This is a genomic window from Paenibacillus sp. FSL W8-1187 (genome assembly GCF_037965485.1).
GTDB lineage: Bacteria > Bacillota > Bacilli > Paenibacillales > Paenibacillaceae > Paenibacillus_O > Paenibacillus_O pasadenensis.
Window position 1 is genome coordinate 5,235,717 of the sequence record NZ_CP150181.1, and the last position, 22,653, is coordinate 5,258,369.

Sequence of the window (22,653 nt, forward strand, 5' to 3'; positions counted from 1 at the left end):
ACGGCGGCCGGTCGGCCGCACGGGCGCGGCTATGTACGGGCCTTTCGATGATTATGTGATCTATGCTAACATTTATTTGACACTGGACGGGCGATCGGGCATATTTTGTTCCATACCGGCGAATCGGGGCGAGGCTCCGAAGCCGAGCGAAGGAGCGGATGGACATGACGGGAAAACTGCGCAAGGCCGCCATCATCGGAGCCGGTCAGGTCGGGGCGAGCTGCGCCTACGCGATGCTCAACCAGTCGGTATGCGACGAGATCCTGCTCGTCGGCCGGAGCGAGCAGCGGACGCAAGCCCAGGCGCTGGACCTTTCCCACTGCGTGGACTTCAGCCACTCGCGCACGAAGGTGCGGGCCGGATCGCTGGACGAATGCGGCGACATGGACCTCATCCTCCTCTGCGCGGGAGAGAATCCGGGCGACGGCCGCACGCGGCTCGATCTGCTCGACTCCTCCTACGGGCTGTATCAGGGCATGATCGAGCGCATCATGGGAACCGGCTTCGACGGCATCTTCCTCGTGGCGGCCAATCCGGTCGACATCGTCACCTACGTCGTCTGGAAGCTGTCGGGCCTGCCGCGCGAGCGCGTCGTCGGCAGCGGCACCTCGATCGACACCGCCCGGCTGAAGACGCTGCTGTCCGAGCATCTGCCGGTCGATCCGCGCAGCGTGCACGGCTACGTCATGGGCGAGCACGGGGAGTCCCAGTTCCCCGTCTGGTCGCATGTGACGGTCGGCGGCAAGCCGCTCGCGGACATCCTGGCCCAGCACCCCGAGCGGTTCCGGGACTTGAGCCTCGACGAGATCGCGCTGCGCACGCGCAATGCGGGCTGGGAGATCCTGCTCGGCAAAGGCTCCACCCACTACGGCATCGCCGCCGCGCTGACCGCGATCGCCCGCTCGATCCTGAACAACGACCATCGGATCATGGCCGTGTCGGCCATTCTCGACGGGGAGTACGGGCAGCGGGACATCGGCATCGGCGTGCCGGCCATCCTTTCGCGCGGCGGCATCCAGGAGGTGCTGGAGCTGCGGCTGAACGAGGCGGAGCGGCAGCTGTTCGAGCGCTCCTGCGCGATCGTGCGCCAGACGATGGCGAGGCTGCCGGCGCTGTAAGGAGTGCGGCACAGGCGGGCCGGCCACGCCGCACGGCAGGGCTTCTTCAGCATGGCGAGCTGGCTGCGCCGCACGGCAGGGCTCCCATGGCGGCTGTCCTGCGGGACAGCTTGCTCTACCGGAGCGCCCGCGCTTCATGCTACAATTTGCAAAATACTCGGCACGGCCAAGGGGGACGCGGCAGCAGATGGATATTCGGCATATGAGACTGGACGAACCGGCCCTTGGCACCTTCAGCGAGGAACGGGAAGAATACGAGCGCGACTACGCGCGGCTCATCCAATCGCCGGCATTCCGCCGGCTGCAAGGCAAATCGCAGGTGTTCGGCGCCGGATCGGGCGACTACTACCGGACGCGGCTGACGCATTCCCTCGAGGTGTCGCAGATCGCCCGCGAGGCGGCGCGCCGGCTGGCCAAGCACTATCCGTTCGTCGAGCAGGGCGAGCATCCGGGCCTGGTCGTCAGTCCGGCCGTCGTGGAATGCGCGGCGCTCGCGCATGACCTCGGCCACCCGCCTTTCGGCCATCGGGGCGAAGAGGTGCTGAACCGGCTGCTGCAGGAACAGTACGGCATGAAGTACGAGGGCAACGCCCAGAACTTCCGCATCCTCATGTTCCTCGAAAAGCGCGCCGGCAGCGGCAGCGGGCTCGACCTGACCGCCGCCGTGCTGCTGGCCGTCAACAAGTATCCGTACAACCTCGACGAGCCCGGCCGCATCAAGGGCGCCTACGCTCCCGAGTGGGAGGTCATCCGCGAGCTGCGCGAGCGCTGGCAAATGCCGGAGGGCGCGCGCACGCTCGAGACGCAGCTGATGGACCTGTGCGACGACATCGCCTACTCGACGCATGACATCGAGGATGGCATCCGTGCGGGCAAGATCGACATGAACCGCAGCTTTTTCGAAAGCGAGTTCCTGCAGACGCATCTCGTCCAGGAAATCGTCGACGACGAGGGCAATCAGGACTTCCACTGGGAGGAAGTGGACATCCCCGCGATGGTGCGCCGCGTGCTGGACGCGTTCATCGGCCAGTGGGAAGAGATCTATCTCGCCTGCGGCCGCGAGTCGTCGCGGACCCGCCGCGAGATCAAGGCGCGCTGGGTGAGCACGTTCGCCGGGCGGATCGGCATCATCGACGAGGGCGGCTGGAAGCGCGTCACGTTCGTGCGCGACGGGGCATGCGACTACGAGCTGCTGCGGACGATGGAGATTCTGAAAAAGCTCGCCTGGGTGACGCTCATCAAGGACTTCCGCGTCCAACGGCTGCAGATGCGCAGCGAGATCATGATCCAGCGGCTGTGGGACAGCTTCATCCGGCCGGAGACCGGCCGGCTCATCATCCCTACCGACTGGCTGCAGAATTACGAGCGCCACAGCGCCAAGTGGAGCTGGCCGCGCTTCGTCGCCGACTACATCGCCGGCATGACCGACGCCTACGCCGAGAAGGTGTACGCCGAGCTGTTCGCCAGCAAGTCGGGGTCGATTTATGAGATGGACTGAAGATGCGGCCGATGCGGCTGGAGAGATAGCCGATTTTTCGGCTATTTTTTCTGTTTCGCCGCCCTTCTCGGCGGCTGTACCTCTCTGCACGCGCTTCTCCTGCGAAGAGCAGCGCGAGCGCCGGCTGGTTTAGCTAATCGGATACGTCCGAGCGCTGCTGCCTGCACACGTTCCCTAACAGGTACTCGGTTTTTCCGCGCATCTCCCCCGCTGGACCGCCTGTTCGTGCCGAGGTACTCGGTTTTTCCGCGCATCTCCCCCGTTGGACCGCCTGTTCGTGCCGAGTTGCTCGGTTTTTCCGCGCATCTCCTTCTCGAATTCACACGCTTTAAACCACATGCGTCTATAGAACGTTCCAGCCCTGGCTGTCCATAACTAGAGTCGGACTCGTACAAGGACGGCAGCCTGCGGATTAACAAAACCCCCGCTCAGAAAATTCCCTAGGGGGGTTGGAGGCGAAAAGCACGGCCTGCTGGCCGGTCGGCCCACTTCAGCGGCCGTTCAGCCGCTCTACAGCGACGGGACACTCGCGCTTCGCGACGAGTCATCTGCACTTCAGCGGCCGGTTACCCGCGCTTCAGCGACGAGTCACCTGCACTTCAGCGGCCGGTTACCCGCGCTACAGCAACGGGCCACCCGCCGCGCTACATCGGCGAGTCAGCCCCGCTTCGCGGCGGCTGCCGCTGCGGCCGCAGCGCCTGCGGCGGCCGGAACTTCGTCCTCCGGCAAGCGCGACAGCTCGCCGGGCCAGAAAGCGCGGCGGCCGAGCAGCGCGGTGAGCGCCGGCACGAGGTACGGCCGCACGACGAACGTGTCGAGCAGCACGCCGAGCGCGGTGATGAGGCCGAACTGCAGCAGCACCTGGATCGGCAGCGTCGCCAGCACGGCGAACGTGCCCGCCAGGATGAGGCCGGCCGAGGTGATGACCGGGCCGGTCTCGCTCACGCCTTCGGCGATCGCCTGCTTCAGCGGCATCTTCCGGCGCTTCTTCCAGATGCTCGATACCATGAAGATGTTGTAGTCCTCGCCGAGCGCGACGAGGAACACGAAGGCGTACAGCGGGATCGCTCCCTGGATCGCATCGACGCCCATGAGCTCGTGCAGCACGAGCCAGCCGAGCCCGAGCGCGGCGAAGTAGGACAGGATGACCGTCCCGATCAGGTAGACCATCGCCGTCACCGAGCGCAGGTAGACGAGCAGCAGCGCGGCGATGAGGACGATGACGAGAGGGATGATGACCTGCTGGTCGACCGCCTCGGCCTCGCGCGTATCATACTGGACGGCGGTCTGGCCGGCCAGCCAGACGCGGTCCGCCGCGTCTGCGCCGCCGATCGCCTGCTCCGCCGCCTCGCGGATCGCCGGCAGCGCGTCCATCGCCTCCTGCGAGTACGGATTCATCGCCAGCTCGACCTTCCAGGCGCGCAGGCCCGGCTGCGAGGCGGCCTCCGCCGGCTCGCCGACCTTGGCGACCGAGCCGAGCGCCTGCAGCTTCTCGGCGACCGGCGGAATCGCTCCCGCTTCCCCTTGCGCCATCACGGTCACGGGAGCAAGCGTGCCTTCCGAGAAGTTGTCGCCGATCAGGGCGAAGCCCTGCCGCGACTCCATCTCCTCGGGGAACGAGGACAGGATGTCGAACGTGAACTTCACCTGCGTGCTGAACAGGGCGAGCACCCCGAGCAGCGCGACCGAGACGAGCGTGACCGTCCATGGACGGCGCACGACGAGGCGGCCGGTGAAGCCCGGACCCTTGCGCCCGGTCCGTTTCGGAGCGGGCTTGCCTTTGCGGCGCGCCCGCTCCTCCGCCATCTCCGGCGTGCGCGGCACGAACGGCCAGAACGAGCCTCGGCCGAAAATCGAGAGCAGCGCCGGCAGCAGCGTCAGGCTCGACAGCGCCATGACGAGGATCGACAGGCTGAACGGCACGGCGAAGCGCTTGACGACGCCGTACTGCGCGAGCAGCAGCGTCAGCAGCGCGATGACGACCGTCAGGCCGCTCATCGCGATCGCGCCGCCGGAGCTTCCGAGCGCGGCCCGCAGCGCAGCCGACGGGCTGCGCTCCTCGGCCAGCAGCTCGCGGTAGCGGCTGACGAGGAACAGGCAGTAGTCCGTGCCGGCCCCGAACAGCAGCACCGTCATGATCGCCACCGCCTGCGAGTCGACGTCGATCCAGCCTTGGGACGCCATGTACCCGAGCAGCGGATCGGTGACGGCGTAGGCGAAGCCGACCGCCACGAGCGGGATCAGCGCCAGCACCGGCGAGCGGTAGATCGCGAGCAGGAACACGAGCACGAGCACGACGGTGGCGATCATGAGCGACACGTCCGCGCTGCCGAACAGCTCGGTCGCATCGACGGAGATGCCCGCCGGCCCGGTCAGGCGGGCGCTCAGCGCCGCCCCGTCCGCGGTGTCCGCCTCGAACGCCGGCGATCCGGAAATGTTCTCCGTTCGCTCCTTCAACTGCTCCGCGCCTTGCTTGATTTCTTCCGTCGGCGCGTCCGGCTGGAACACCACCGGCCAGACGAGCGTGCTGCCGTCCTCCGACAGCTGCGCGGCCAGCGCCGGCGGCGGCAGCTCATGCAGAGGCAGCGCCGAGCGCTGTCCCGGCAGCGGCGAGGCGGCCACGTCGGCCGAGATCGCCGAGATCGCCTTCAGATCGTCCGGCGACAGCCCTCCCGCCCGATGCCAGACGACGAGCGCCGGCGTGCCTTCCTCGTTTTGGAACTGCTCGGCGAGCAGCTTCTCGGCCTGCACCGAGGGCTTGTCCGCGCTGAAGTTCGGCGCGTTGCTGTCCGCCTGCGACCGCACTCCCGGCAGCAGCAGCATCAGCAGCGCGGCGGCCGCCGCCCACGCCGCCAGCGTGATCCGGCGCCCCCGGCGGCTCGTCGTCCAAGCGATCCATGATCTTGGTCTTGCCATGTTCCATCTCTCCCTCGCCCGGCTTGCCCTTCATCCATTCCAGCCGCATTCATGGTAAAATGTAATCTCCAAGACAGCTCTTCCTCTTCTCCCCATTTCACGGGTAAAAGAAGCGACCGGTCCGATTGAGATCATTATATATACCCAATGGTTAATATTCAACAGACGACAAGGAAAAGGAGGACGAGCCCATGTCCCATCCCCATGATTCCGCGCCTGACGGAGCCGTCCGTCCCGGCGCCGAGTCCCGCGAGCCGCAGCGCCGCTCCCCCGGGCGTCCCCGCCGGGAGGACCGCATGCCGGTGCGGGACGAGATTCTGAAGACGGCTTCCGTCCTGTTCATGGAGGAAGGCTACGAAGCGGTCTCGCTGAGCGGCATCGCCGAGCGCTGCGGCGTGACCAAGGCTTCCGTCTACTACCACTTCGAGGGCAAGCCGGCGCTGTTCACGGCTGCCGTCATCCGCATGCTGCAGCTCGCTCTCGCCGGGACGCTGCGCGTGCTGGAGCAGGAGGGCAAGAGCCTGCGCCAGCGCCTGCTGGAGGTTGCCGAACGGAGGCTGTCGCGGATTCAGCACATCGAGTTCGAAGCGCTCATGCGCGAGGCGTCCCACTACCTCGACGAAGGACAGCGGACGGCGATCCGGGAAGCCGAGCAGGAGCTGCACGACCTGCTTGCCATCCATTTTGAACGGGCGATCGAGGGCGGAGAGATCCGAAAAGGAAATCCGATGCTCATGGCCCACTCCTATACCGCCCTGCTCATGATCGGCAACCGCCAGGCCGCCAAGAACATGTACGCTTCTCCGTCCGAGCTGGCCGGACCGATCATGGACATGTTCTGGACCGGCGTCGGCTAGCGGCGAGGGACGGCGCCATGTACGGACCGACCCCCCAGGCTCCAGTCGAAGAGAGGGATACCGGCATGTCCATCAAGCTCAAGCTGTCCGCATTGATTTTTGCCGTCGTGACGATCATGCTGGCTCTCAATCTCCTCGTCTTCTACCTGTATACCGGCAACCAGAGCCGCCATGCGGCCGAGCGCCAGCTGCTCTCCGCCGGAGACCAGATCCGAGGCTCGCTGACGCCCGTCCTCAAGGAAAACTACCACCTGGAGCTCGGGCAGTCGGAGCGGCTGCGCGTCGCCTCGATCGCCGTCCGCGCCTTGATCGGAGACAAAGCCGGCGCCGCCGAGTCCGCCCGGCTGGAGGAGTCGCGCAGCAAGCTCGGCCTCGACAATATCGCGCTCATCCTTCCCGTGGACGGGGAAATGCAGATCGTGAAAAGCACCCGCCCCGGCGAGGCGGGAACGACGCTGTCCGCCGTCGCGCCGCCTTACGACGCGCTGCGGCAGCTTTACCGCAGCCGCTACGTCACGCTGCCCGGAGGCACCAGCCTGCAGGACTTCTGGGCGAGCGGCGCGACCGTGCTCGACGAAGGCAGGACCGTCATGACCAGCTATTATTACGACGGCACGATGGATTACCTGATCCGCCTCACCCTGGAAAGCTCGGCGGCCATCCGCAGCGGCAAGCAGCCCGGAGAGCTTCAGCTCGGCAGCTCCTTTGTCCGCATCCCCGGGCTGGTGGAGCTGAGCGGCTTCAACTACAGCCTCATTCCCCCGCCCGGCTCCGGCGGCGCGGGCGACGACGACGGCCGGCTGGATTTTTCAAGCGCGCTGGAGTTCGGCAGCTACCGGCTGGCCGCTCCGGAGGACTACGGCCACATCCGTCAGGCCGTGCGCTCCGGCGAGCCGATCACCGTCGACACGACGATCGGGGACATGCCGGCGCTGCGCGGATATATTCCGTACTCGGTCGACAACATCCGGGACTACGCGCTCATCGTCACGATCGACAAATCGGTATTCAGCCGCGACCTGCGCCAGCAGCTGCTGCTGCTTTTCGCCATCTCCCTCATGCTCGTCGTCATGACCGTCATCGTCAGCTATGCGCTCGCCGGCGTCGCCGTGCGCAGCCTCAAGCTTGTCGTGCGCCGCGTCAATCAGCTCGCCGCCGGAAATTTCAGCCAGCCCGTCACGGTCCGCTCAAACGACGAGATCGGCGAGCTCGCCTCCAGCGTCAACGTCATGGCGACGAGCCTCGACTCCTATACGAACCGGCTCAAGGATTCCGCGGAGGAGCTGCGCCGGACGAAGGAATATCTCGAATCGCTCGTCACTCATACGAGGGACGCCATCCACAGCTACGATCTGAGGGGCGGACTCATCAGCGCCAACCGGGCCTATGAAGCGATGTTCGGCTGGACGGAGGCGGAGCTCAAGGCTCCCGGCGGCATGGCCGTGCTGCCGGAAGAGCAGCGCTGCAATCTCGAGCGCATGATCGAAAGCGTGCTGCTCGGCGTGCCCTGGGTCGACGCGGAGACGTGGATGCAGACGCGCGACGGCCGCCGCATCGATGTCAGCACGACGGCCTCGCCGGTGCGCGACCAGCACGGCGAAATCATCGCCGTATCGTGCATCACCCGCGACATGACGAGCCGCAAGCAGACCGAGGAGCTGCTGAGGCGCGCCGAGAAGCTGTCGATCGTCGGACAGCTCGCCGCCGGCGTGGCGCATGAGATCCGCAATCCGCTGACGACGCTGCGCGGCTTCGTGCAGATGCAGCTCGAGGGCAAGACGCTCGCGCCGTATTACCATACGATCATGCTGGCGGAGCTCGACCGCATCAATTTCATCGTGAGCGAGTTCCTCGTGCTCGCCAAGCCCCAGGCCGACCGCTTCCAGGACTGCCGGCTCAAGGCGATCCTCGAGGATATGGCCGCCCTGATCGAGCCGGAGGCGCTGCTGAACGACGTGCGCGTGCGGATGGAGCTCGGCGGCGATCCGGTCGTCGCCGGCGAGCCGAACCAGCTCAAGCAGGTATTCCTCAATCTGATGAAGAACGGCATCGAGGCGATGCCGGAGCGCGGCGGCCGGCTGAGCGTGACGCTCCGCTGCCCGCTGCCTGGGCAGGCCGTGGTCACGATCCGCGACGAAGGCGTCGGCATCTCCGAAGAGCAGCTCGCGCGGCTCGGCGAGCCTTTCTACACGAGCAAGGCGAAGGGCAACGGCCTCGGCCTCATGGTCAGCCAGCGGATCGTGAACAACCACGGCGGCTCGCTTGTCGTGCGGAGCAAGATCGGCGAGGGCACGGAAGTCGCCGTATCGCTGCCCGCGCTGGAGACGAGCGCGGGGCTTCCCCGTCCGACGTCCGCCTAGGCTACATGTTTCCAGCCGGGATCTGGCATGCTAACCCCGAGATCATTTCGGGAGGCGATCCGCCCATGAAGGAAGCCTGGCGCATCACGACGGACGACTGGAGACGCATCGGCCGCAGCTGGACCGCCTGCGTCATCATCGCCGGGCTGGCGCTGCTGCCGTCTCTGTACGCCTGGTTCAACATCCTGGCCTCCTGGGATCCGTACGGCCGCACCGGCCGGCTGCCGCTCGCCGTCGTCGACCTCGACCGGGGCCAGGAGCTGAAGCCGGCCGCCACGGCCGGCGCTCCCGACCGGCTCGAAGCGGGCCGGGAGATCGTCGAGGCGCTCCGCGGCAACCGCGCCATCGGCTGGAGCTTCGTCTCCGCCGATGCGGCGCTGGCCGGCGTGCGGGACGGGACGTATTACGCCAGCCTGACGATTCCGGAGGACTTCTCGGAGAAGCTCTCGACGGTGCTGGACGCCGAGCCGCTGCGGGCGGAGATCCTCTATCGGGTCAACGACAAGCTCAACGCCATCGCCCCCAAGATCACCGCTTCCGGCGCGAGCGGCATGCTGCAGCAGTTCAACGAGCAGTTCACCGGGACGGTGAGCGAGGTGCTGTTCCGGCTGCTCGACCGGATCGGCGGCGAGCTGGCGCGGGACCGCCCGGCCTTGGAAAGGACGGAGCAGCTCGTCTACCGGCTGGAGCGCGAGATGCCGCAGATCCGGCAGGCGACGGTCCGGGCCGGCAAGGACCTGGACCGCGCCGCGGAAGTCGCGGCGGCGGCGCAAAAGGCGCTGCCGCTGCTGCGCGGGCTCGCCGCGAAAGGCGGGCCCGCCGCGGCGGGAGCCGAGCGCTACTTGCAGCGCAGCGCCGAGCTGCGGCGCGCGCTCGCGCCGGCCGTGCGGCAGAGCCTGCTGCTGGCCGGCCAGAGCGCCGCTCCGCTCGCGGACGCCGCCGCAGCGCTGCGCGCGGCGGCCGAGCCGCAGGGCCGCACGGCCGAGGCGGCCGCGCGGCTGCGGGCGGCGGCGGAGCAGGCGGAGGCCGGCCGGGCCGCCGCGGAGGCGCTCGCCGCGCTGCTGCCGCGGCTGGAGAGCGGCGGAGGCTCCGGGCCGCTCGCCGCGGCGGGACGCGAGGCCGGCGCGCTGGCCGAGAGGCTGGCCGGCACGGCGGAGCCGCTGCTCGGCGCGGCGGGAGCGCTGGCGGCCGGCGCGGCTCCAGAGGCCGGGCTGGCGGAGCGCGCCGCCAAGGCGGCCGAGCTCGCCGGGCAGACGCCGGCGCGGCTGCTGGAGCGCTTCGACAGCGAGCTCCTGCCGCGCATCGAGGCGGCCTCGCAGCGAGCCGAGACGGCCGTGCGCGAAGCATCTGCCGCGCTCGCCCTCGCCTCCGCGGAGCTGCCCAAGGCCGAGGCGCTGCTGGCCGAGGCGGAGCGCGGCGTCGCCTTCGGCAAGAGCAAGCTCGGCGAGCTGTCGGCCGAGCTGCCTGCGGCCGAGCGCGGCATCGCCCGGCTCGCCGCCAAGCTGCGGGAGCTGCGCGAGCAGGGCAGCCTGGAGGACGCCATCCGGCTGCTTCGCAGCGACTATGCGCGCAAGGCCGCCTTTCTGGCCAAGCCGGTCGAGATCAAGACGGAGCGGCTCTACCCGATCGCGACGTACGGCGCGGCGATGACGCCCTTTTTCACCGTGCTCTCGATCTGGGTCGGCGCCCTCCTGCTCGTCTCGATGCTGAGCACGGACGTGCACCTGGAGCCGGGCGAGCCCGCTCCCGGGGCGCGCTCGGCCTATGTCGGCCGGCTGCTCACGTTCGCGGCGGTCGGACTGCTGCAGACGCTGCTGGCCGCGCTCGGCGACCTGCTGCTGCTCGGCGTCGACGCCGCCTCTCCGCTGCTGTTCGTGCTCGGCTCGCTCGGCATCAGCCTCGTCTTCATGACGATCGTCTACACGCTCGTCTCGCTGCTCGGCAACGTCGGCAAGGCGGCGGCCATCGTGCTGCTCGTCCTGCAGCTGGCCGCTTCCGGCGGGACGTTCCCGATCCAGCTCACCCATCCGGTCTTCCAGGCCGTCTATCCGTTCCTGCCGTTCACCTATGCCTCCCGCCTGCTGCGGGAAGCGGTCGGAGGCATCCTGCCGGAGGCGGCGCTTCGCGACGCGCTGCTGCTGCTCGCGTTCGGCCTCGCCGCGCTGGCGGCGGGCCTGCTGCTGAAGCGCCGCCTGAACGGCATCGCGGCCCGTCTCGCCGCCAAGGCGCGAGAGAGCCGCATCATCCACTAAAGCCGCGCCGGCAGCCGCCCCGCCCCTCTCAGAGGCGCGAAGGCGGCTGCTGCGCAGACAGGAGGCCGCATGAGCCAAGCCACCCCATCCGCGCCGAAGCGTCCGCGAGCCGAAGCGGCGGCCAAAGCGCCCCTCTGGCCGATGTTCCGCCGGCTGTTCCTGTCCATCAAGGGCCAGTGGCCGCTGCTGCTGGGCGCCTGGGCGGCCACCGGCTGCATCGCCGCGCTGCAGTTCGTCATCCCGCGGCTGACGCAGCATGCCATCGACCATATCATTCCCGAGCGGGACTACGCCATGCTGCTGCCGCTCGCCGGCGGCATCATGGCGACGGCGGCGCTGCTCGGCGCTTTCGGCTATGTCAGCAGCTACGCGTTCGCCAAGGCCGGTCAGCGGACCGTGCTGGACATCCGCACGTCGCTGTTCCGCCATCTCCAGAGCCTCGACATGGCCTTCTTCGACCGGCGGCGGACCGGGGAGCTCATGTCGCGGCTGACGAGCGACGTGAACCAGCTGCAGCAGATGGTCAGCGCCGGCACGATGGGCATCCTGACCGACGCCGTCACGTTCGCCGCCATCGCGGCGTTCATGCTTCATCAGAACATGCGGCTGACCGCGGCGCTGCTCGCCTTGTTCCCCCTCATGCTGCTGGCGGCGCGCGTGTACGGCGGCCGGCTGCGCCGCAGCTACCGCCGCGTGCAGGACACGGTCGCCGACATGAGCGGACAGCTCCAGGACAGCCTCTCGCAGGTCCGCCTCGTCAAGGCGTTCGCCGCCGAGGAGCGCGAGAACGAGCGCTTCGCCGAGCTCGGCCGGGCCAATCAGGAGGCCAATCTGGCCGCCACCCGCTTCTCGGCCCTGTTCGGACCGGCGATCGACCTGCTCCAGTACGCCGGCATGGCGTTCGTGCTCGCCTTCGGCTCGTGGCAGGCGATGCGCGGCGACATGACGGCCGGCGAGGTCGTCGCCTTCCTGGCCTACCTGAGGCTGCTGCAAAATCCGGTCCGCCGCTTCAGCCGCCTCATGAGCACGGTCCAGCAGTCCGCGGCCGCGTACGACCGGATCGTCGAGACGATGAGCGCCGAGCCGGACGTCTGCGACCGTCCCGGCGCCCGCGAGCTTCGGCTCGGCGAAGGCGAGGTCCGCTTCGAGCGGATCCGCTTCGGCTATGGAGAGCCGGGGACGGACGCGCCGCTGCTGGACGGCTTCAGCCTGCGCCTCGAGCCGGGACGGACGACCGCGCTCGTCGGCTCGTCCGGCGCGGGCAAGTCCACGATCGCCCATCTGCTGCTGCGCTACTACGACGTATGGGACGGCCGCATCGCTGTCGACGGCCAGGACGTGCGGGACGTGGCGCAGGCCTCGCTGCGCCGCCAGATCGGCATCGTCACGCAGGAGACGATGCTGCGCAGCGGAACCGTGCGCGACAACCTGCTGTACGGCCGGCCGGACGCCGGGGAGCGCGAGATGGTCGCCGCCGCCGAGGCCGCCTTCGCCCATGGCTTCATCGAGGCGCTGCCGCTGGGCTACGACACCGAGATCGGCGAGCGCGGCGTGCGCCTCTCCGGCGGCCAGAAGCAGCGGCTCGCGATCGCCCGGACGCTGCTCGCGGACCCGCGGCTCGTCGTGCTCGACGAGGCGACCGCCTCGCTCGACACCGAATCCGAAGCGCTCATCCAGGAGGCGCTCGGCGCTCTGCTGAAGGACCGCACCTGCCTCGTCATCGCGCACCGGCTGTCGACGGTCCGCAGCGCGAGCCGCATCGTCGTGCTGGAGGCGGGACGCATCGTCGAGAGCGGCGCGCATGACGAGCTGATGGCCTCTCCCGCCGGCCGCTACCGGAGCTTGTACGAGCGCCAATTCCCCCAAGCTTCGGCAGACGGCCAAGCCGTATGAAACGGGACCGCGAGCCGCATAGTAAGCAAGGCGTTCCTTGCCTCCTCGCGACTCGCGGGCAAGCATTTTTGGACGAGAAAGGTGCCGGTGGCTCGCTTGAAACGTCTGTCATCCCGAGCGCGGGGGCAGAAGGCCGCGCTGCTGGCCCTCGCCTCCGTGCCGCTCATCATGACGCTCGGCAACTCCATGCTCATCCCGGTGCTGCCTGGCATCCAGGCCGCGCTCGGCATCACGCCTCTGCAATCCAGCCTGCTCATCACCGTCTATTCCGTCATGGCGATCCTGCTCATCCCGATCGCCGGCTATCTGTCCGACCGCGTCGGCCGGCGCAAGGTCATCGTCCCGAGCCTCATCCTCGCGGGGGCGGGAGGCGCGATCTGCGGCTGGGCGGGCGGCTGGGAAGGCGCCTGGACCGGCGCGGGCGACGGCGCCTACGGCTGGATCCTGGCCGGCCGGCTGCTGCAGGGCATGGGCGCGGCCGGCGCGATGCCGATCGTGCTGCCGCTCGTGGGCGACATGTTCCGCAGCGAGGCGCAGGTGAGCGCCGGCCTCGGCCTGATCGAGACGGCCAATACGTTCGGCAAGGTGCTGAGCCCGATTCTCGGCTCCGCGCTGGCGATCCTCGCCTGGCAGGCGCCGTTCTGGTCGATTCCGGCGCTGTGCGCCGTCTCCCTGCTGCTTCTCCTCACGCTCGTGCGCGTGCCCGCCCGTTCGTCGAAGCCGCCTCCGCCCGCCGGCGAATTCCTCGCCCAGGCATGGCGGCTGTACCGCTCGGGCGCGCGCTGGCTGACCGCCCTCTTCCTGATCGGCGGCCTTGCCATGTTCATCCTGTTCGGCCTGCTGTTCTACCTGTCGGAGACGCTGGAAAAAGAACACGGCCTGCACGGCATCCGCAAAGGGCTCGTGCTGGCCATCCCCCTGGCCGTGCTGTGCACGGCCTCGTTCGCCGCCGGCAAGGCGATCGGCAAGCACAAGCCGGCGATGAAATGGACCATCGCCGGCGGCTGCTTCCTGGCTGCGGCGGGCATCGCCGCCTGCCTGCCGCTGCAGGCGACGGCAGCGCGCGTCGCCTGCCTGAGCGCCGCCGGCCTCGGCATCGGCGCCGCCCTGCCCTGCCTCGACGCCTTCCTGACCGAAGGCATCGCCAAAGCGGAGCGCGGCACGATCACCTCGCTCTACAGCAGCATGCGCTTCGTCGGCGTGGCGGCCGGGCCGCCTGTCGCCTCGCTGCTGCTGCGCAGCTCCGTGCCGCTGCTCCTCGGCGTCATGGCCGCCTCCGCCGCGGCGGCCGGCGCGCTCGCGCTGCTGCTGCGCGCCGGCCAGGCGCAGCGGCAGCCGGACGCGCAGCGGGCCCGGCTGCTCGCCGCCCGCGAGCGCGCGCGCCGCGGCGCCGGGGCCAGGTAAGATCGGCTTGAAAAAAAGGCTGCCCCGAGGTCCGTTGCCGGACCTCGGGGCAGCCTTTTTGCCGAATCCTCTTGCCGAAAGGCTCCGCTCACGCTGGGCGCTCGCTCAGCCGCGCCGCACGGAACCTTCGCCTCCGCGGCACGCGCGCCGTCAAGCCATGACCGCGTCCTCGGCCAGCTCGATGACGCGCTTCTCCTTGGCGCTGCGGCGCGCCGCCTCGATCAGCCGGATGACGCCGAGCGCGTCCTCCGGCTGCACCGGCGCCGGAGCGCCGCCTTGGATCGCCTCGGCGATGCCGCGGTAGAAGTCCTCGTAGCGGCCGTGCAGCGTGTCGACCTTCGTGCGCACGGTCAGCTCGCCGACGGCCGTCGTGAGCTCGCCGTAGCACTCCGGCTTGTCGGCGCCCCAGCCTTCGTCACCGGGACGCCGGCCGCTTTTGAGCTGGTCCTCCTGAGGATCGAGCCCGTACTTGATGTAGCTGCCCTGCTCCCCGTGCACCATGTAGCGCGGACCGGCCTGGCGCACGAGCGTGCCGGCGCGCAGGATCGCCCGCGACTGCGGATAGCCGAGCACGAGGTGGAAATAGTCGACCGTCACCGCTCCCTCCCGGTCCAGCCGCAGATCGGCCCAGATGCTCTCCGGCATGCCGAGCAGCTGCACCGTCTGATCGATCAGATGCGAGCCGAGATCGTACAGGATGCCGGAGCCCGGCAGCCGCTGGTCGCGCCACGCCGTCTCGACCTCGACCTCGGGCGCGTGGCGGTCGTAATGCGCCTCGTAGACGGAGACGCGCCCGATGCCGCCGGAGGCGAGCACCTGCTGGACGGTGAGGAAGTCATTGTCCCAGCGGCGGTTGTGGAACACGCTCAGCAGCACGCCTTTCTCGCGCGCAAGCGCGATCAGCTCCTCCGCTTCCTTCGACGTGTTGGTGAAAGGCTTCTCGACGACGACATGCTTGCCGGCAAGGATCGCGCTGCGGGCATGCTCGTAGTGGAACGTATTCGGACTGGCCACGACGACCAGCTCGACGCCGCTCGCGAGCAGCGACTCGACATCGTCATGGACCTGCGCCTCCGGGTAGTCCTCCAGCACCTTCTCCTTCTGCGAGGTGACGACGCCGGTCAGCGTCAGGCCCTCCTCCGCCGCGATCAGCGGCGCATGGAATACCGCGCCGGAAAGCCCGTAGCCGATCAATCCCGTTGCAATTCCCATCTTCCAACGCCTCCGTCCTGCCCGCTAGGGCAGTAGTTCTCCTTCTTACCCGTGGCGGCGAGCCGGCAAACCGGTCCCATCCCTCGGGCCGGAAGGAATCGCATCCGCCTTCGCCGAATTGGTGGCTGGAACGATGACGACATTCGACGAACGAGGAGGACCCGCTTTGATCCGCTTGATGAACGCATTCGTTTTCCTGTCCGCGCTCGGCTCCGGGCTGATCGCCGGCCTATTCTTCGCCTTTTCGGCCTTCGTCATGACCGCTCTGTCCAAGCTCCCGTCCCACCAAGGCATGGCGTCCATGCAGTCGATCAACATCCATGTGCTGAATCCGCTCTTCCTGGGCGTGTTCATGGGAACAACCTTGCTGAGCGTCATCCTCGCCGTCCAATCGCTGCTCCGCTGGGGCGAACCGGGCACGGCGCTCGCGCTTACGGGCTCCCTGTTCTATCTGATCGGCTCGTTCCTGGTGACGGCAGTCGTCCATGTGCCGCTCAACGATGCTCTCGCCGCCGTCCAGCCCGGCAGGCCCGAATCGGACATGCAAAAAAAGCGCCTTAGATAGAGGCGCTTTTTGCTTGCCGTCCTTATGCCTGGCGCGAGCGGCCGGACGCTAGTCCGCCAGCCGGTAGCCGACGCCGCGCACGGTCTCGATGTAGCTCGGGCGGACGGCGCTGTCGCCGAGCTTGCGCCGCAAGCTTTTGACATGCACGTCGACGACGTTGCTGTTGCCGAAGAACGCCGCTCCCCAGATCTCCTCCATGAGATGGTCGCGGGTGAGCACCGCGCCCTCGGCCTGGATGAAGTGGAGCAGCAGCTCGTATTCCGTCTTGGTCAGGTCGACCCGGGAGCCGGAGCGGAAGACGGCCATGCGCTTCGTGTCGATGACCAGGTCCTTGAAGCCGGGCATGCCCTCGTCCGCCGCTTCCGCGGACAGCTCCCGCAGCAGGTGCTGGCCGACTCGCTCGAGCATCTCATGCGGAGCGGCGGCGGCGAGCTGCCACGACTCCGCCGCCTGGCGGGCGGCCTTGCCGCCGTAGGCCGCCTGGCCCCGCTGCGGCTTGATCGCCAGCGTCCGCCGGCGCTTGGCCGGGTCGGCGATGAACGTGCGGAAGCCCGGGTCCGAGCCGAGCACGTTGGCCGCCCCCGCGTCGAGCAGGTACAGGTCCGCCTGCAGGCTGTGCAGGACGAGATCGTCCACGCGGTGGAACACGAGCACGTCGTAGCAGGCGGCCGACAGGTCGCGGATCAGCTCATGCAGCAGATTCGGATACGGGCTGATGAGCACGATGCGGCGGGTCGAGGCGCATAGGATCGGCCCCGCTTCGGCAGGCGCTTCATGAAGCTCGCGCTCGCCCAGCGCGCCGGCAGCGGGCGACGATTCGGATCGCGGCCATGCGGACGGAGCCTCCACGGCCATGCCGGACACGCCGCCGCGGAGCGCTTCCCCGGCCGCCTCCGCCAAGCCGGCGGCTTCAGGCCCGTGCAGATGCGGCTCGCCGATCCGCTGCAGGTCCTCCTCGCTGAAAATCATCGGCATATCCAATCTCCTCCCCTCTCCTCCGACGCTCGGAGGATGAGTCCTCTCTATCCTTCCCGGGGGTCCGGGTCTCTCTGTCTTCTTCGGCGGGTCGTGCCGCCTCAGCTGGTTCCTGGCGATAGGCCGTGCCCAGGCCTTCCTCCCTGGCCTGATGGCGATGCCCTAAGTATAGAATCTTGTTGAAAAAGGGTCAACCGGGCTTCAGCCCTTTCGGCTGCGGGGCCGATCCGCCCTCTCCGGCGGCGGCCGTTCCCGCGCGCCTAAGCCTGCTCTTGCCGCCCGCCGCCCGCATCGGCTGCCGTACGAAGCTGCCGCTCGGCGAACTCGCGGTACAGCGCATGCGAGGCGAGCAGCTCCTCATGCGTGCCTCTCCCGGTGATGCGGCCCTTCTCCACGAAAAGAATCTGATCGGCGTCCACGACCGTCGACAGGCGATGCGCGATGACGACCGTCGTCCGGCCCTCCATCAGGTTGCCGAGCGCCTGCTGCACGACGATCTCGGACTGGCTGTCGAGCGCGCTCGTCGCCTCGTCGAGCAGCAGCAGGTCCGGCGCGCGCAGCAGCGCCCGGGCGATGCCGATGCGCTGGCGCTGGCCGCCGGACAGCTTGATGCCGCGCTCGCCCACCTGCGTATCGTAGCCGTCCGGCAGCGCGTCGATGAACTCGTCCGCATAGGCGAGCCTCGCCGCCTCGCGCAGCTCCTCCAGCGAAGGGTCGCGCTCGATGCCGTAGGTCATGTTGTCGCGGATCGTGCCGGCCATCAGCGGGCTTTCCTGCGCGACATAGCCGATGCGCGCGCGCCAGCTCGCCAGCGAGTACGAGCCGATCGGCTGCTCCCCGAGCCGCAGCGTTCCTTCGGTCGGCTCGTAATACCGCTCGAGCAGCGAGAACAGCGTCGTTTTCCCGCCTCCGCTCGGCCCGACGATCGCCGTCACTTGCCCCGGCTGCAGCGTGAAGCCGATGTCCTTCAGGATCGGCTCTCCCCCGGCATAGGCGAATCCGAGCCCAGCCGCGACGATCGGCCGGTCGGCCCGGCCGAGCTCCGCTCCTTGCCCGAACCGCTCCTCCGGCTCGGCGAGCATCCCGTTGATGCGCTCGGTCGCTCCCATCGCCTTGTTGAACTGGGTGAAGAAGACGGCGACCTGGCTGAGCGGCAGGATGATCTGCATCAGGTACAGGATGAAGGCGACGAGGTCGCCCGCCGTAATCGCGCCCGAGGAGACGCGCACGCCGCCGTAGCCGATGATGACGACGAGCATCGTCATGATCGTCAGCGAGATCGAAGGCCCGACGAGCGCGCCGGTCGCGCCTTCGCGCACGCCGAGCGCCTGCAGGCGGCGGATGCCCGCGAGCCCTTCGCGCAGCTCCCGCTGCTCCGCGCCGGACGCCTTGACGAGCCGCACCTCGGAGACGACGTTGTTGAGATGGCCGGAAAAGCCCGCCGTCTCGTCCTGCGTCGCCTTGGCGATGCGGTGCATGCGGATGCCGAGCGGCACCATGATGCCGGCGAGCAGCGGGATCGCGACGAGCAGGATGAGCGTCATCCGCCAGTCGAGCAGCAGCAGCAGGACGAGCGCGCCCGCCGCCGAGATGAGCCCGGTGACGAAGCCGACGAGATGGTCGGTGATGAGGCCGCGCACGACGAGCGTGTCGCTGGTCATGCGGCTGACCGTCTCGCCGGTCTGGTGGCGGTCGTAGTACGGCACGGGCAGCGCCATCAGCTTGCGCCAGAGCCGCTCCCGCAGGCGGGCGACGACATGCTGGCCGATGCGCGCGAGCAGGTAGCTGGAGTACGCCCCGCCGGCGGCCTGCAGCAGGAAAAAGACGGCCAGCAGCGCGATATGGCCGGCCTTCAGCTCGCTCAGGCTGAAGCCGTCGATGAACTGCTTGGTGGCGAGCGGCACGACCAGCCCGGCGATCGTAGCCAGCAGGCTGAGCGCCAGCGCGGCCGCGGACAGCCCGCGCGGCGGCTTCGTCTCGGCGATGAGCCGGATGAAGTCGCGCCAGCCGGCCCGCGGCGCGCTGCCTTCCGATGAGCGGCTCGAGCGGCGGGATGAGCCGTCAAGCGGCGATGATGCGGCTTCTTGCATGGACGGGAGGCCTCCTTTTGGTTCTCTGTCCATTCTACCATCCTCCTGCTCCGCCCCGCGAATGCGCGGAAGGGAACGGATCCGCAGGAGCACGGCTCGAATCATGCATCGCCGGGATTGGAACGATGAGGGCAAGGCGATGACTCGGAATCCCGCAAGAATCGTCAAGAAAGGGATGCGGGAAGCCGTTATGCTGGTCTAGCAGGCCGTATCCTGCTCAAGCAAGGAGGTGCCGCCGATGTCCGAAGCCTACTGGAGTCGCCTGCAGCGGACCGTGGATCATATCGAGCGCTGCCTGGACGAGCCGCTGACCTTGTCCGGGCTGGCCCGCTATTCCGGATTTTCCGACTACCATTTTCACCGCGTCTTCCAGGAGGCTTCCGGGGAGACCGTCATGGACTATGTCCGCAAGCGCAGGCTGAGCCAGGCTGCGGAGGCTCTCGTCCGGAGCGGCTCAAAAATCGTGGACATCGCCTTCGCCGCCGGCTTCAACTCCCATGAGACGTTCTGCCGCGCGTTCCAGCGCCGGTACGGCCTCGCTCCCCGGGAGTTCCGCAGGCAAGGGCGCGAAGCGCCTCCCTTTCCGGCGCTTGACCTGCATCGCTTGGCGGAACGGAGCGGCAGCCGGCTTTGCCCCGAGCCGCGCATCGAGCAGCGGCCCGGCTTCCTCTGGATCGGAGAGGCCGTGCGCCTGCAGAGCTTCGAGGAAACGGAGAAGGCAGCCGGCCGGCGCGCTTCCGAGGCGTTGTCCGCTCTGCTGCAGCAGGCGGACGGGCAGGCCGAGCTTGTCGTCTACGCCGATCTTCAGGCCGGCTCGTCCGCATTCACGCGCCTGCATGGCATAGAGGCGCAAGGACCGGACGCGCCGCCGCCGGGGCTGGTCTCACGCGCGTTTCCTCCGGGGCTGCATGCCGTCTTCGCCGTGGAGGCCGAATCTCCGCCGCAGCTGCGCAGGGCGGTGCGCGGCGTCTGGGAGGACGCGTTCGGACGCTGGTTTCCCTCTTCCGACTGGGAGCATGCCGGCGGTCCCGAGCTGGAACGCTACCTGCCCTCGCCCGGCGGTCCGGTACCGGGAGGGCATCGTCGGGCCGAGGTCCTGGTGCCGGTCGCCCGGTCTCGGCGCTGAGTCCGCCCCGTCCCGGATACCCGGTTTCTTTAGGTTCATCCCCATTCCCTTCAAGGAGGTACGACCATGTCCCATCTAGCCATTCTTGATTTCTCCTTTGCCGACGGCGACAGCCGCAGGAAGGACCTTGCCTTTCTCGCCGATCTGCTCCCTATGGACGTCGCTTTCGAGTCCGACACCTACACCTCGCTCACCGATGCCAAAGGCCTTTCGATCGGATTCATGGATGCGAGCAAGCTGGAGGAAGCCGCCGTCCGGGAGGGGTACCGGAAGTCCGTCGTGCCCAACTTCTCCCTCAAGGCCGACCGGTTCGACTCCACGCTGGAGCAAGCCGTAAGGGGCGGCGGCCGGGTGCTGATGCCCAAAACGGACATCCCGGATACCGGATGGTTCGCCATCGTCCAAACGCCGGCAGGCCACCATCTCGCGCTGGTCGAGGACAAGAGCTGAGAAGCGCGAAAAAGGCTTTCCCGCCGAGGGAAAGCCTTTTTTTTTGCGCCGCCCGGGGCAGCCGGGCAAGGACGGGCCGCTCGAGCAGACTTGCCGCGCGCCTACCCTTCCACCGGCTTGCGCAGCTGCACGGTGCCTTCGAGCGCCCGGAGCGAGCCGGCGTCGACGAGTCCGGCGCCGAGGCGCCAGAGCGCGATGCCCTTGAGGCCGTAGCGCTTGGCGAGCCCGGCCGGCCCGCGCAGCGAGGCGGCCGTCTCGCTGCCCATCGAGATGCCGAGCAGCAGCTTGCTGCGGTCGGTCTCCTTCAGCGCCAGCCGGATCGCCTCGTCCACGCGGACGAGCGGCTCCGGACCTTTTTCCCCTTCGTACGCATAGGCCATGATGACGATCTCGTCCGTCTGCCGGGCCAGCGCCTTGTAGTCATACCCGCCGAAGGCCCCGTTGAGCGGGTGGAGCGCCAGCGACAGGCCGAGCCCCGCCTCCTGCGAAGCGGTCCGAAGGTCGGTGACGAAGCGGGTGAACGACTGCTTGGCCGCCGCCTTGTCGCCGGTCAGGCCGAGCCCCTCGAAGTCGAGCGCGATGCTGCGGAAGCCGCCGATCGAAGCCGTCGACACGATGCTCCGAATCGCCTCCGTCCGCAGCGCCGGGTCGCCCAGCAGCTTGGTCAGCTCCCCTCGCCCGTCGGCGCCGAACACCATGAACTGCGTATTGACCCCCGCCGCGGAGGCGTCCGCGACGATGCTCTCGGGCGTCGTGGCGCCGCTCGCGCTCGGCCAGTAGAAGTCCTTGCCGCTGAGCGTCAGCTTGCCGTCCTCGCCGATCCGCCCCCAGCCGAAGGCGACCGAGTCGAAGCGGTCGAGGACCTTCACCTGCGAGAACGAGCTGATCGCATAATAGCCCTTGACGTAGACGCGCTCGGCCGGCGACAGGATGCGGACGGTCTTGGCCGCGCCGTCCCAGCTCACCTGAGCGCCGAAGGCGCTGCTGAAAAAGCTCAGCGGCACGAGCACGCTGCCGCCGCTCTGCACCGGGGCCTGGGCGAGCGCGGCCGCCTGGCCGTCCAGCTGCGCCTGCTTGCTGCCGACGCGCAGCAGCACGGAGCGCCGGCTGCCGTCCGCCAGCGGCTTGACGGCGGTGACGGTCCTGGCCTTGGCGTCCCAGACGACCGGCACGTTCAGGGCTTCGGCGATGGCGCGGAACGGCACCATCGTCGTGCCTTTCACGAGCTGCGGCGCCGCGGGAAAAGCGAGCGGGAAGCCGTCGAGCAGGATCGTCGCCGAAGCGGCGGCGGAGGCGTACGGCACGGCGGCCGCAGGCGCGGCCAGCGGCACGGAAGCGTACAGCTTGGCCGCCAGCGGCGCCGGAGCGGCAGCGGCTCCGAGGGGCATGGCGCCGGACCCGAGCGGGAAAAGCCTCGGCGCGGGCGAAGCGGCTGCAGCGGACCCGGCCGCCAGCGGCAGCGGGAACGGCTTCGTAGCGGAGGGTTCGGACGAAGCGGCTGCGGAAGGCGCGGTCGAAACGGCTGCGGGCGTTGACGCGAACAGGCTCGGCGCCTGCGCCGAGGCGGCGCCGGCGGCGGCGGAAGGCGAGGCGGCGCCGGCGGCGGCGGAAGGCGATGCGGCCGGGCCGATCGGCGAAGCGCTTGCTCCCGCCGGCCCGGACAAGGCGGCTCCGGCCAGCAAGGCGGAGGCGAGCGCGGCGGCGGTCAGACGGCGGGACGGGGATACGGACATGGTAGGACTTCCTCCTTCGGAGTTTCCGGCCGGTTCGAGCGGAGTTCCGGAATGATTTACCTGTTCTTTTAGACGAATGGAAGATTGATAGAGTTGCGGGCGATGGAAACTTCTGGGCCCCCGCCGCCTGGCGGCCGATCGGGCAGCGGCCGGGCCAATGGTGTATGCTAAGGAAAAAGGCTGCCGACAAATGAGGAGGCTTGA

General features: G+C 68.6%; 15 protein-coding genes. 10 read left to right on the forward strand and 5 right to left on the reverse strand.

Annotated elements, in window-relative coordinates; all coding sequences use genetic code 11:
• Nucleotides 1-164 precede the first annotated feature (164 nt).
• Entirely contained in the window at nt 165-1,118 is a 954-nt protein-coding gene (locus tag NYE40_RS22615; RefSeq protein ID WP_028598909.1) for an L-lactate dehydrogenase, read from the forward strand.
• Between the two features lie 187 nt (nt 1,119-1,305).
• Nucleotides 1,306-2,616, forward strand: coding sequence for a dGTP triphosphohydrolase (gene dgt, locus NYE40_RS22620; RefSeq protein ID WP_028598908.1), 1,311 nt, complete (start codon nt 1,306-1,308; stop codon nt 2,614-2,616).
• 657 nt (nt 2,617-3,273) lie between these two features.
• On the opposite strand, the gene NYE40_RS22625 is transcribed toward dgt, so the two are convergent.
• Complete coding sequence (locus NYE40_RS22625; RefSeq protein ID WP_052333232.1) at nt 3,274-5,532, reverse strand: MMPL family transporter; 2,259 nt, start codon at nt 5,530-5,532, stop codon at nt 3,274-3,276.
• A gap of 191 nt (nt 5,533-5,723) precedes the next feature.
• On the opposite strand from NYE40_RS22625, the gene NYE40_RS22630 reads away from it, so the two are divergent.
• From NYE40_RS22630 to NYE40_RS22650, 5 genes are all read left to right on the forward strand, one after another.
• Complete coding sequence (locus tag NYE40_RS22630; protein ID WP_052333231.1) at nt 5,724-6,389, forward strand: TetR/AcrR family transcriptional regulator; 666 nt, start codon at nt 5,724-5,726, stop codon at nt 6,387-6,389.
• Between the two features lie 65 nt (nt 6,390-6,454).
• Nucleotides 6,455-8,749, forward strand: a complete 2,295-nt coding sequence (locus tag NYE40_RS22635) for an ATP-binding protein (protein WP_028598907.1) — start codon at nt 6,455-6,457, stop codon at nt 8,747-8,749.
• 65 nt (nt 8,750-8,814) lie between these two features.
• Nucleotides 8,815-11,001 (forward strand): YhgE/Pip domain-containing protein, encoded by a 2,187-nt coding sequence (locus NYE40_RS22640; protein WP_028598906.1) that lies wholly within the window; start codon nt 8,815-8,817, stop codon nt 10,999-11,001.
• Between the two features lie 69 nt (nt 11,002-11,070).
• The gene (locus tag NYE40_RS22645; protein ID WP_052333230.1) at nt 11,071-12,894 is read left to right on the forward strand and encodes an ABC transporter ATP-binding protein; all 1,824 of its coding nucleotides are present in this window, start codon (nt 11,071-11,073) and stop codon (nt 12,892-12,894) included.
• A gap of 96 nt (nt 12,895-12,990) precedes the next feature.
• The gene (locus tag NYE40_RS22650) at nt 12,991-14,298 is read left to right on the forward strand and encodes an MFS transporter (protein ID WP_240479020.1); all 1,308 of its coding nucleotides are present in this window, start codon (nt 12,991-12,993) and stop codon (nt 14,296-14,298) included.
• A 150-nt stretch (nt 14,299-14,448) separates the two neighbouring features.
• On the opposite strand, the gene NYE40_RS22655 is transcribed toward NYE40_RS22650, so the two are convergent.
• Nucleotides 14,449-15,510 (reverse strand): oxidoreductase, encoded by a 1,062-nt coding sequence (locus NYE40_RS22655; RefSeq protein ID WP_028598904.1) that lies wholly within the window; start codon nt 15,508-15,510, stop codon nt 14,449-14,451.
• A 166-nt stretch (nt 15,511-15,676) separates the two neighbouring features.
• Here NYE40_RS22655 and NYE40_RS22660 point away from each other — a divergent pair, with 166 nt between their 5' ends.
• Nucleotides 15,677-16,075, forward strand: a complete 399-nt coding sequence (locus NYE40_RS22660; protein ID WP_240479019.1) for an anthrone oxygenase family protein — start codon at nt 15,677-15,679, stop codon at nt 16,073-16,075.
• Nucleotides 16,076-16,123: 48 nt separating this feature from the next.
• On the opposite strand, the gene NYE40_RS22665 is transcribed toward NYE40_RS22660, so the two are convergent.
• Nucleotides 16,124-17,050 carry a winged helix-turn-helix domain-containing protein gene (locus NYE40_RS22665; protein ID WP_052333229.1) on the reverse strand — a complete coding sequence of 309 codons (927 nt, stop codon included), beginning with the start codon at nt 17,048-17,050 and terminating at the stop codon, nt 16,124-16,126.
• 260 nt (nt 17,051-17,310) lie between these two features.
• A complete protein-coding gene (locus tag NYE40_RS22670) occupies nt 17,311-19,140 on the reverse strand; it encodes an ABC transporter ATP-binding protein (protein WP_084137237.1) in 1,830 nt (609 codons plus the stop codon).
• A gap of 238 nt (nt 19,141-19,378) precedes the next feature.
• Between NYE40_RS22670 and NYE40_RS22675 the strand changes: the two genes are divergently transcribed.
• Nucleotides 19,379-20,266: a helix-turn-helix domain-containing protein gene (locus NYE40_RS22675; protein ID WP_052333228.1), complete on the forward strand. Its 888-nt coding sequence runs from the start codon at nt 19,379-19,381 to the stop codon at nt 20,264-20,266.
• Nucleotides 20,267-20,332: 66 nt separating this feature from the next.
• A complete protein-coding gene (locus tag NYE40_RS22680; RefSeq protein ID WP_043111312.1) occupies nt 20,333-20,716 on the forward strand; it encodes a hypothetical protein in 384 nt (127 codons plus the stop codon).
• 101 nt (nt 20,717-20,817) lie between these two features.
• On the opposite strand, the gene NYE40_RS22685 is transcribed toward NYE40_RS22680, so the two are convergent.
• The gene (locus NYE40_RS22685; RefSeq protein ID WP_339278995.1) at nt 20,818-22,449 is read right to left on the reverse strand and encodes a stalk domain-containing protein; all 1,632 of its coding nucleotides are present in this window, start codon (nt 22,447-22,449) and stop codon (nt 20,818-20,820) included.
• Nucleotides 22,450-22,653: the final 204 nt, after the last annotated feature.

Excerpts from the sequence above, each read along its gene's own strand:
- NYE40_RS22615 (WP_028598909.1), top strand. The coding sequence starts at position 165 with ATGACGGGAAAACTGCGCAAGGCCGCCATCATCGGAGCCGGTCAGGTC.
- dgt (WP_028598908.1), top strand. The coding sequence starts at position 1,306 with ATGGATATTCGGCATATGAGACTGGACGAACCGGCCCTTGGCACCTTC.
- NYE40_RS22625 (WP_052333232.1), bottom strand. The coding sequence starts at position 5,532 with ATGGCAAGACCAAGATCATGGATCGCTTGGACGACGAGCCGCCGGGGG.
- NYE40_RS22630 (WP_052333231.1), top strand. The coding sequence starts at position 5,724 with ATGTCCCATCCCCATGATTCCGCGCCTGACGGAGCCGTCCGTCCCGGC.
- NYE40_RS22635 (WP_028598907.1), top strand. The coding sequence starts at position 6,455 with ATGTCCATCAAGCTCAAGCTGTCCGCATTGATTTTTGCCGTCGTGACG.
- NYE40_RS22640 (WP_028598906.1), top strand. The coding sequence starts at position 8,815 with ATGAAGGAAGCCTGGCGCATCACGACGGACGACTGGAGACGCATCGGC.
- NYE40_RS22645 (WP_052333230.1), top strand. The coding sequence starts at position 11,071 with ATGAGCCAAGCCACCCCATCCGCGCCGAAGCGTCCGCGAGCCGAAGCG.
- NYE40_RS22655 (WP_028598904.1), bottom strand. The coding sequence starts at position 15,510 with ATGGGAATTGCAACGGGATTGATCGGCTACGGGCTTTCCGGCGCGGTA.
- NYE40_RS22665 (WP_052333229.1), bottom strand. The coding sequence starts at position 17,050 with ATGCCGATGATTTTCAGCGAGGAGGACCTGCAGCGGATCGGCGAGCCG.
- NYE40_RS22670 (WP_084137237.1), bottom strand. The coding sequence starts at position 19,140 with ATGCAAGAAGCCGCATCATCGCCGCTTGACGGCTCATCCCGCCGCTCG.
- NYE40_RS22675 (WP_052333228.1), top strand. The coding sequence starts at position 19,379 with ATGTCCGAAGCCTACTGGAGTCGCCTGCAGCGGACCGTGGATCATATC.
- NYE40_RS22680 (WP_043111312.1), top strand. The coding sequence starts at position 20,333 with ATGTCCCATCTAGCCATTCTTGATTTCTCCTTTGCCGACGGCGACAGC.
- NYE40_RS22685 (WP_339278995.1), bottom strand. The coding sequence starts at position 22,449 with ATGTCCGTATCCCCGTCCCGCCGTCTGACCGCCGCCGCGCTCGCCTCC.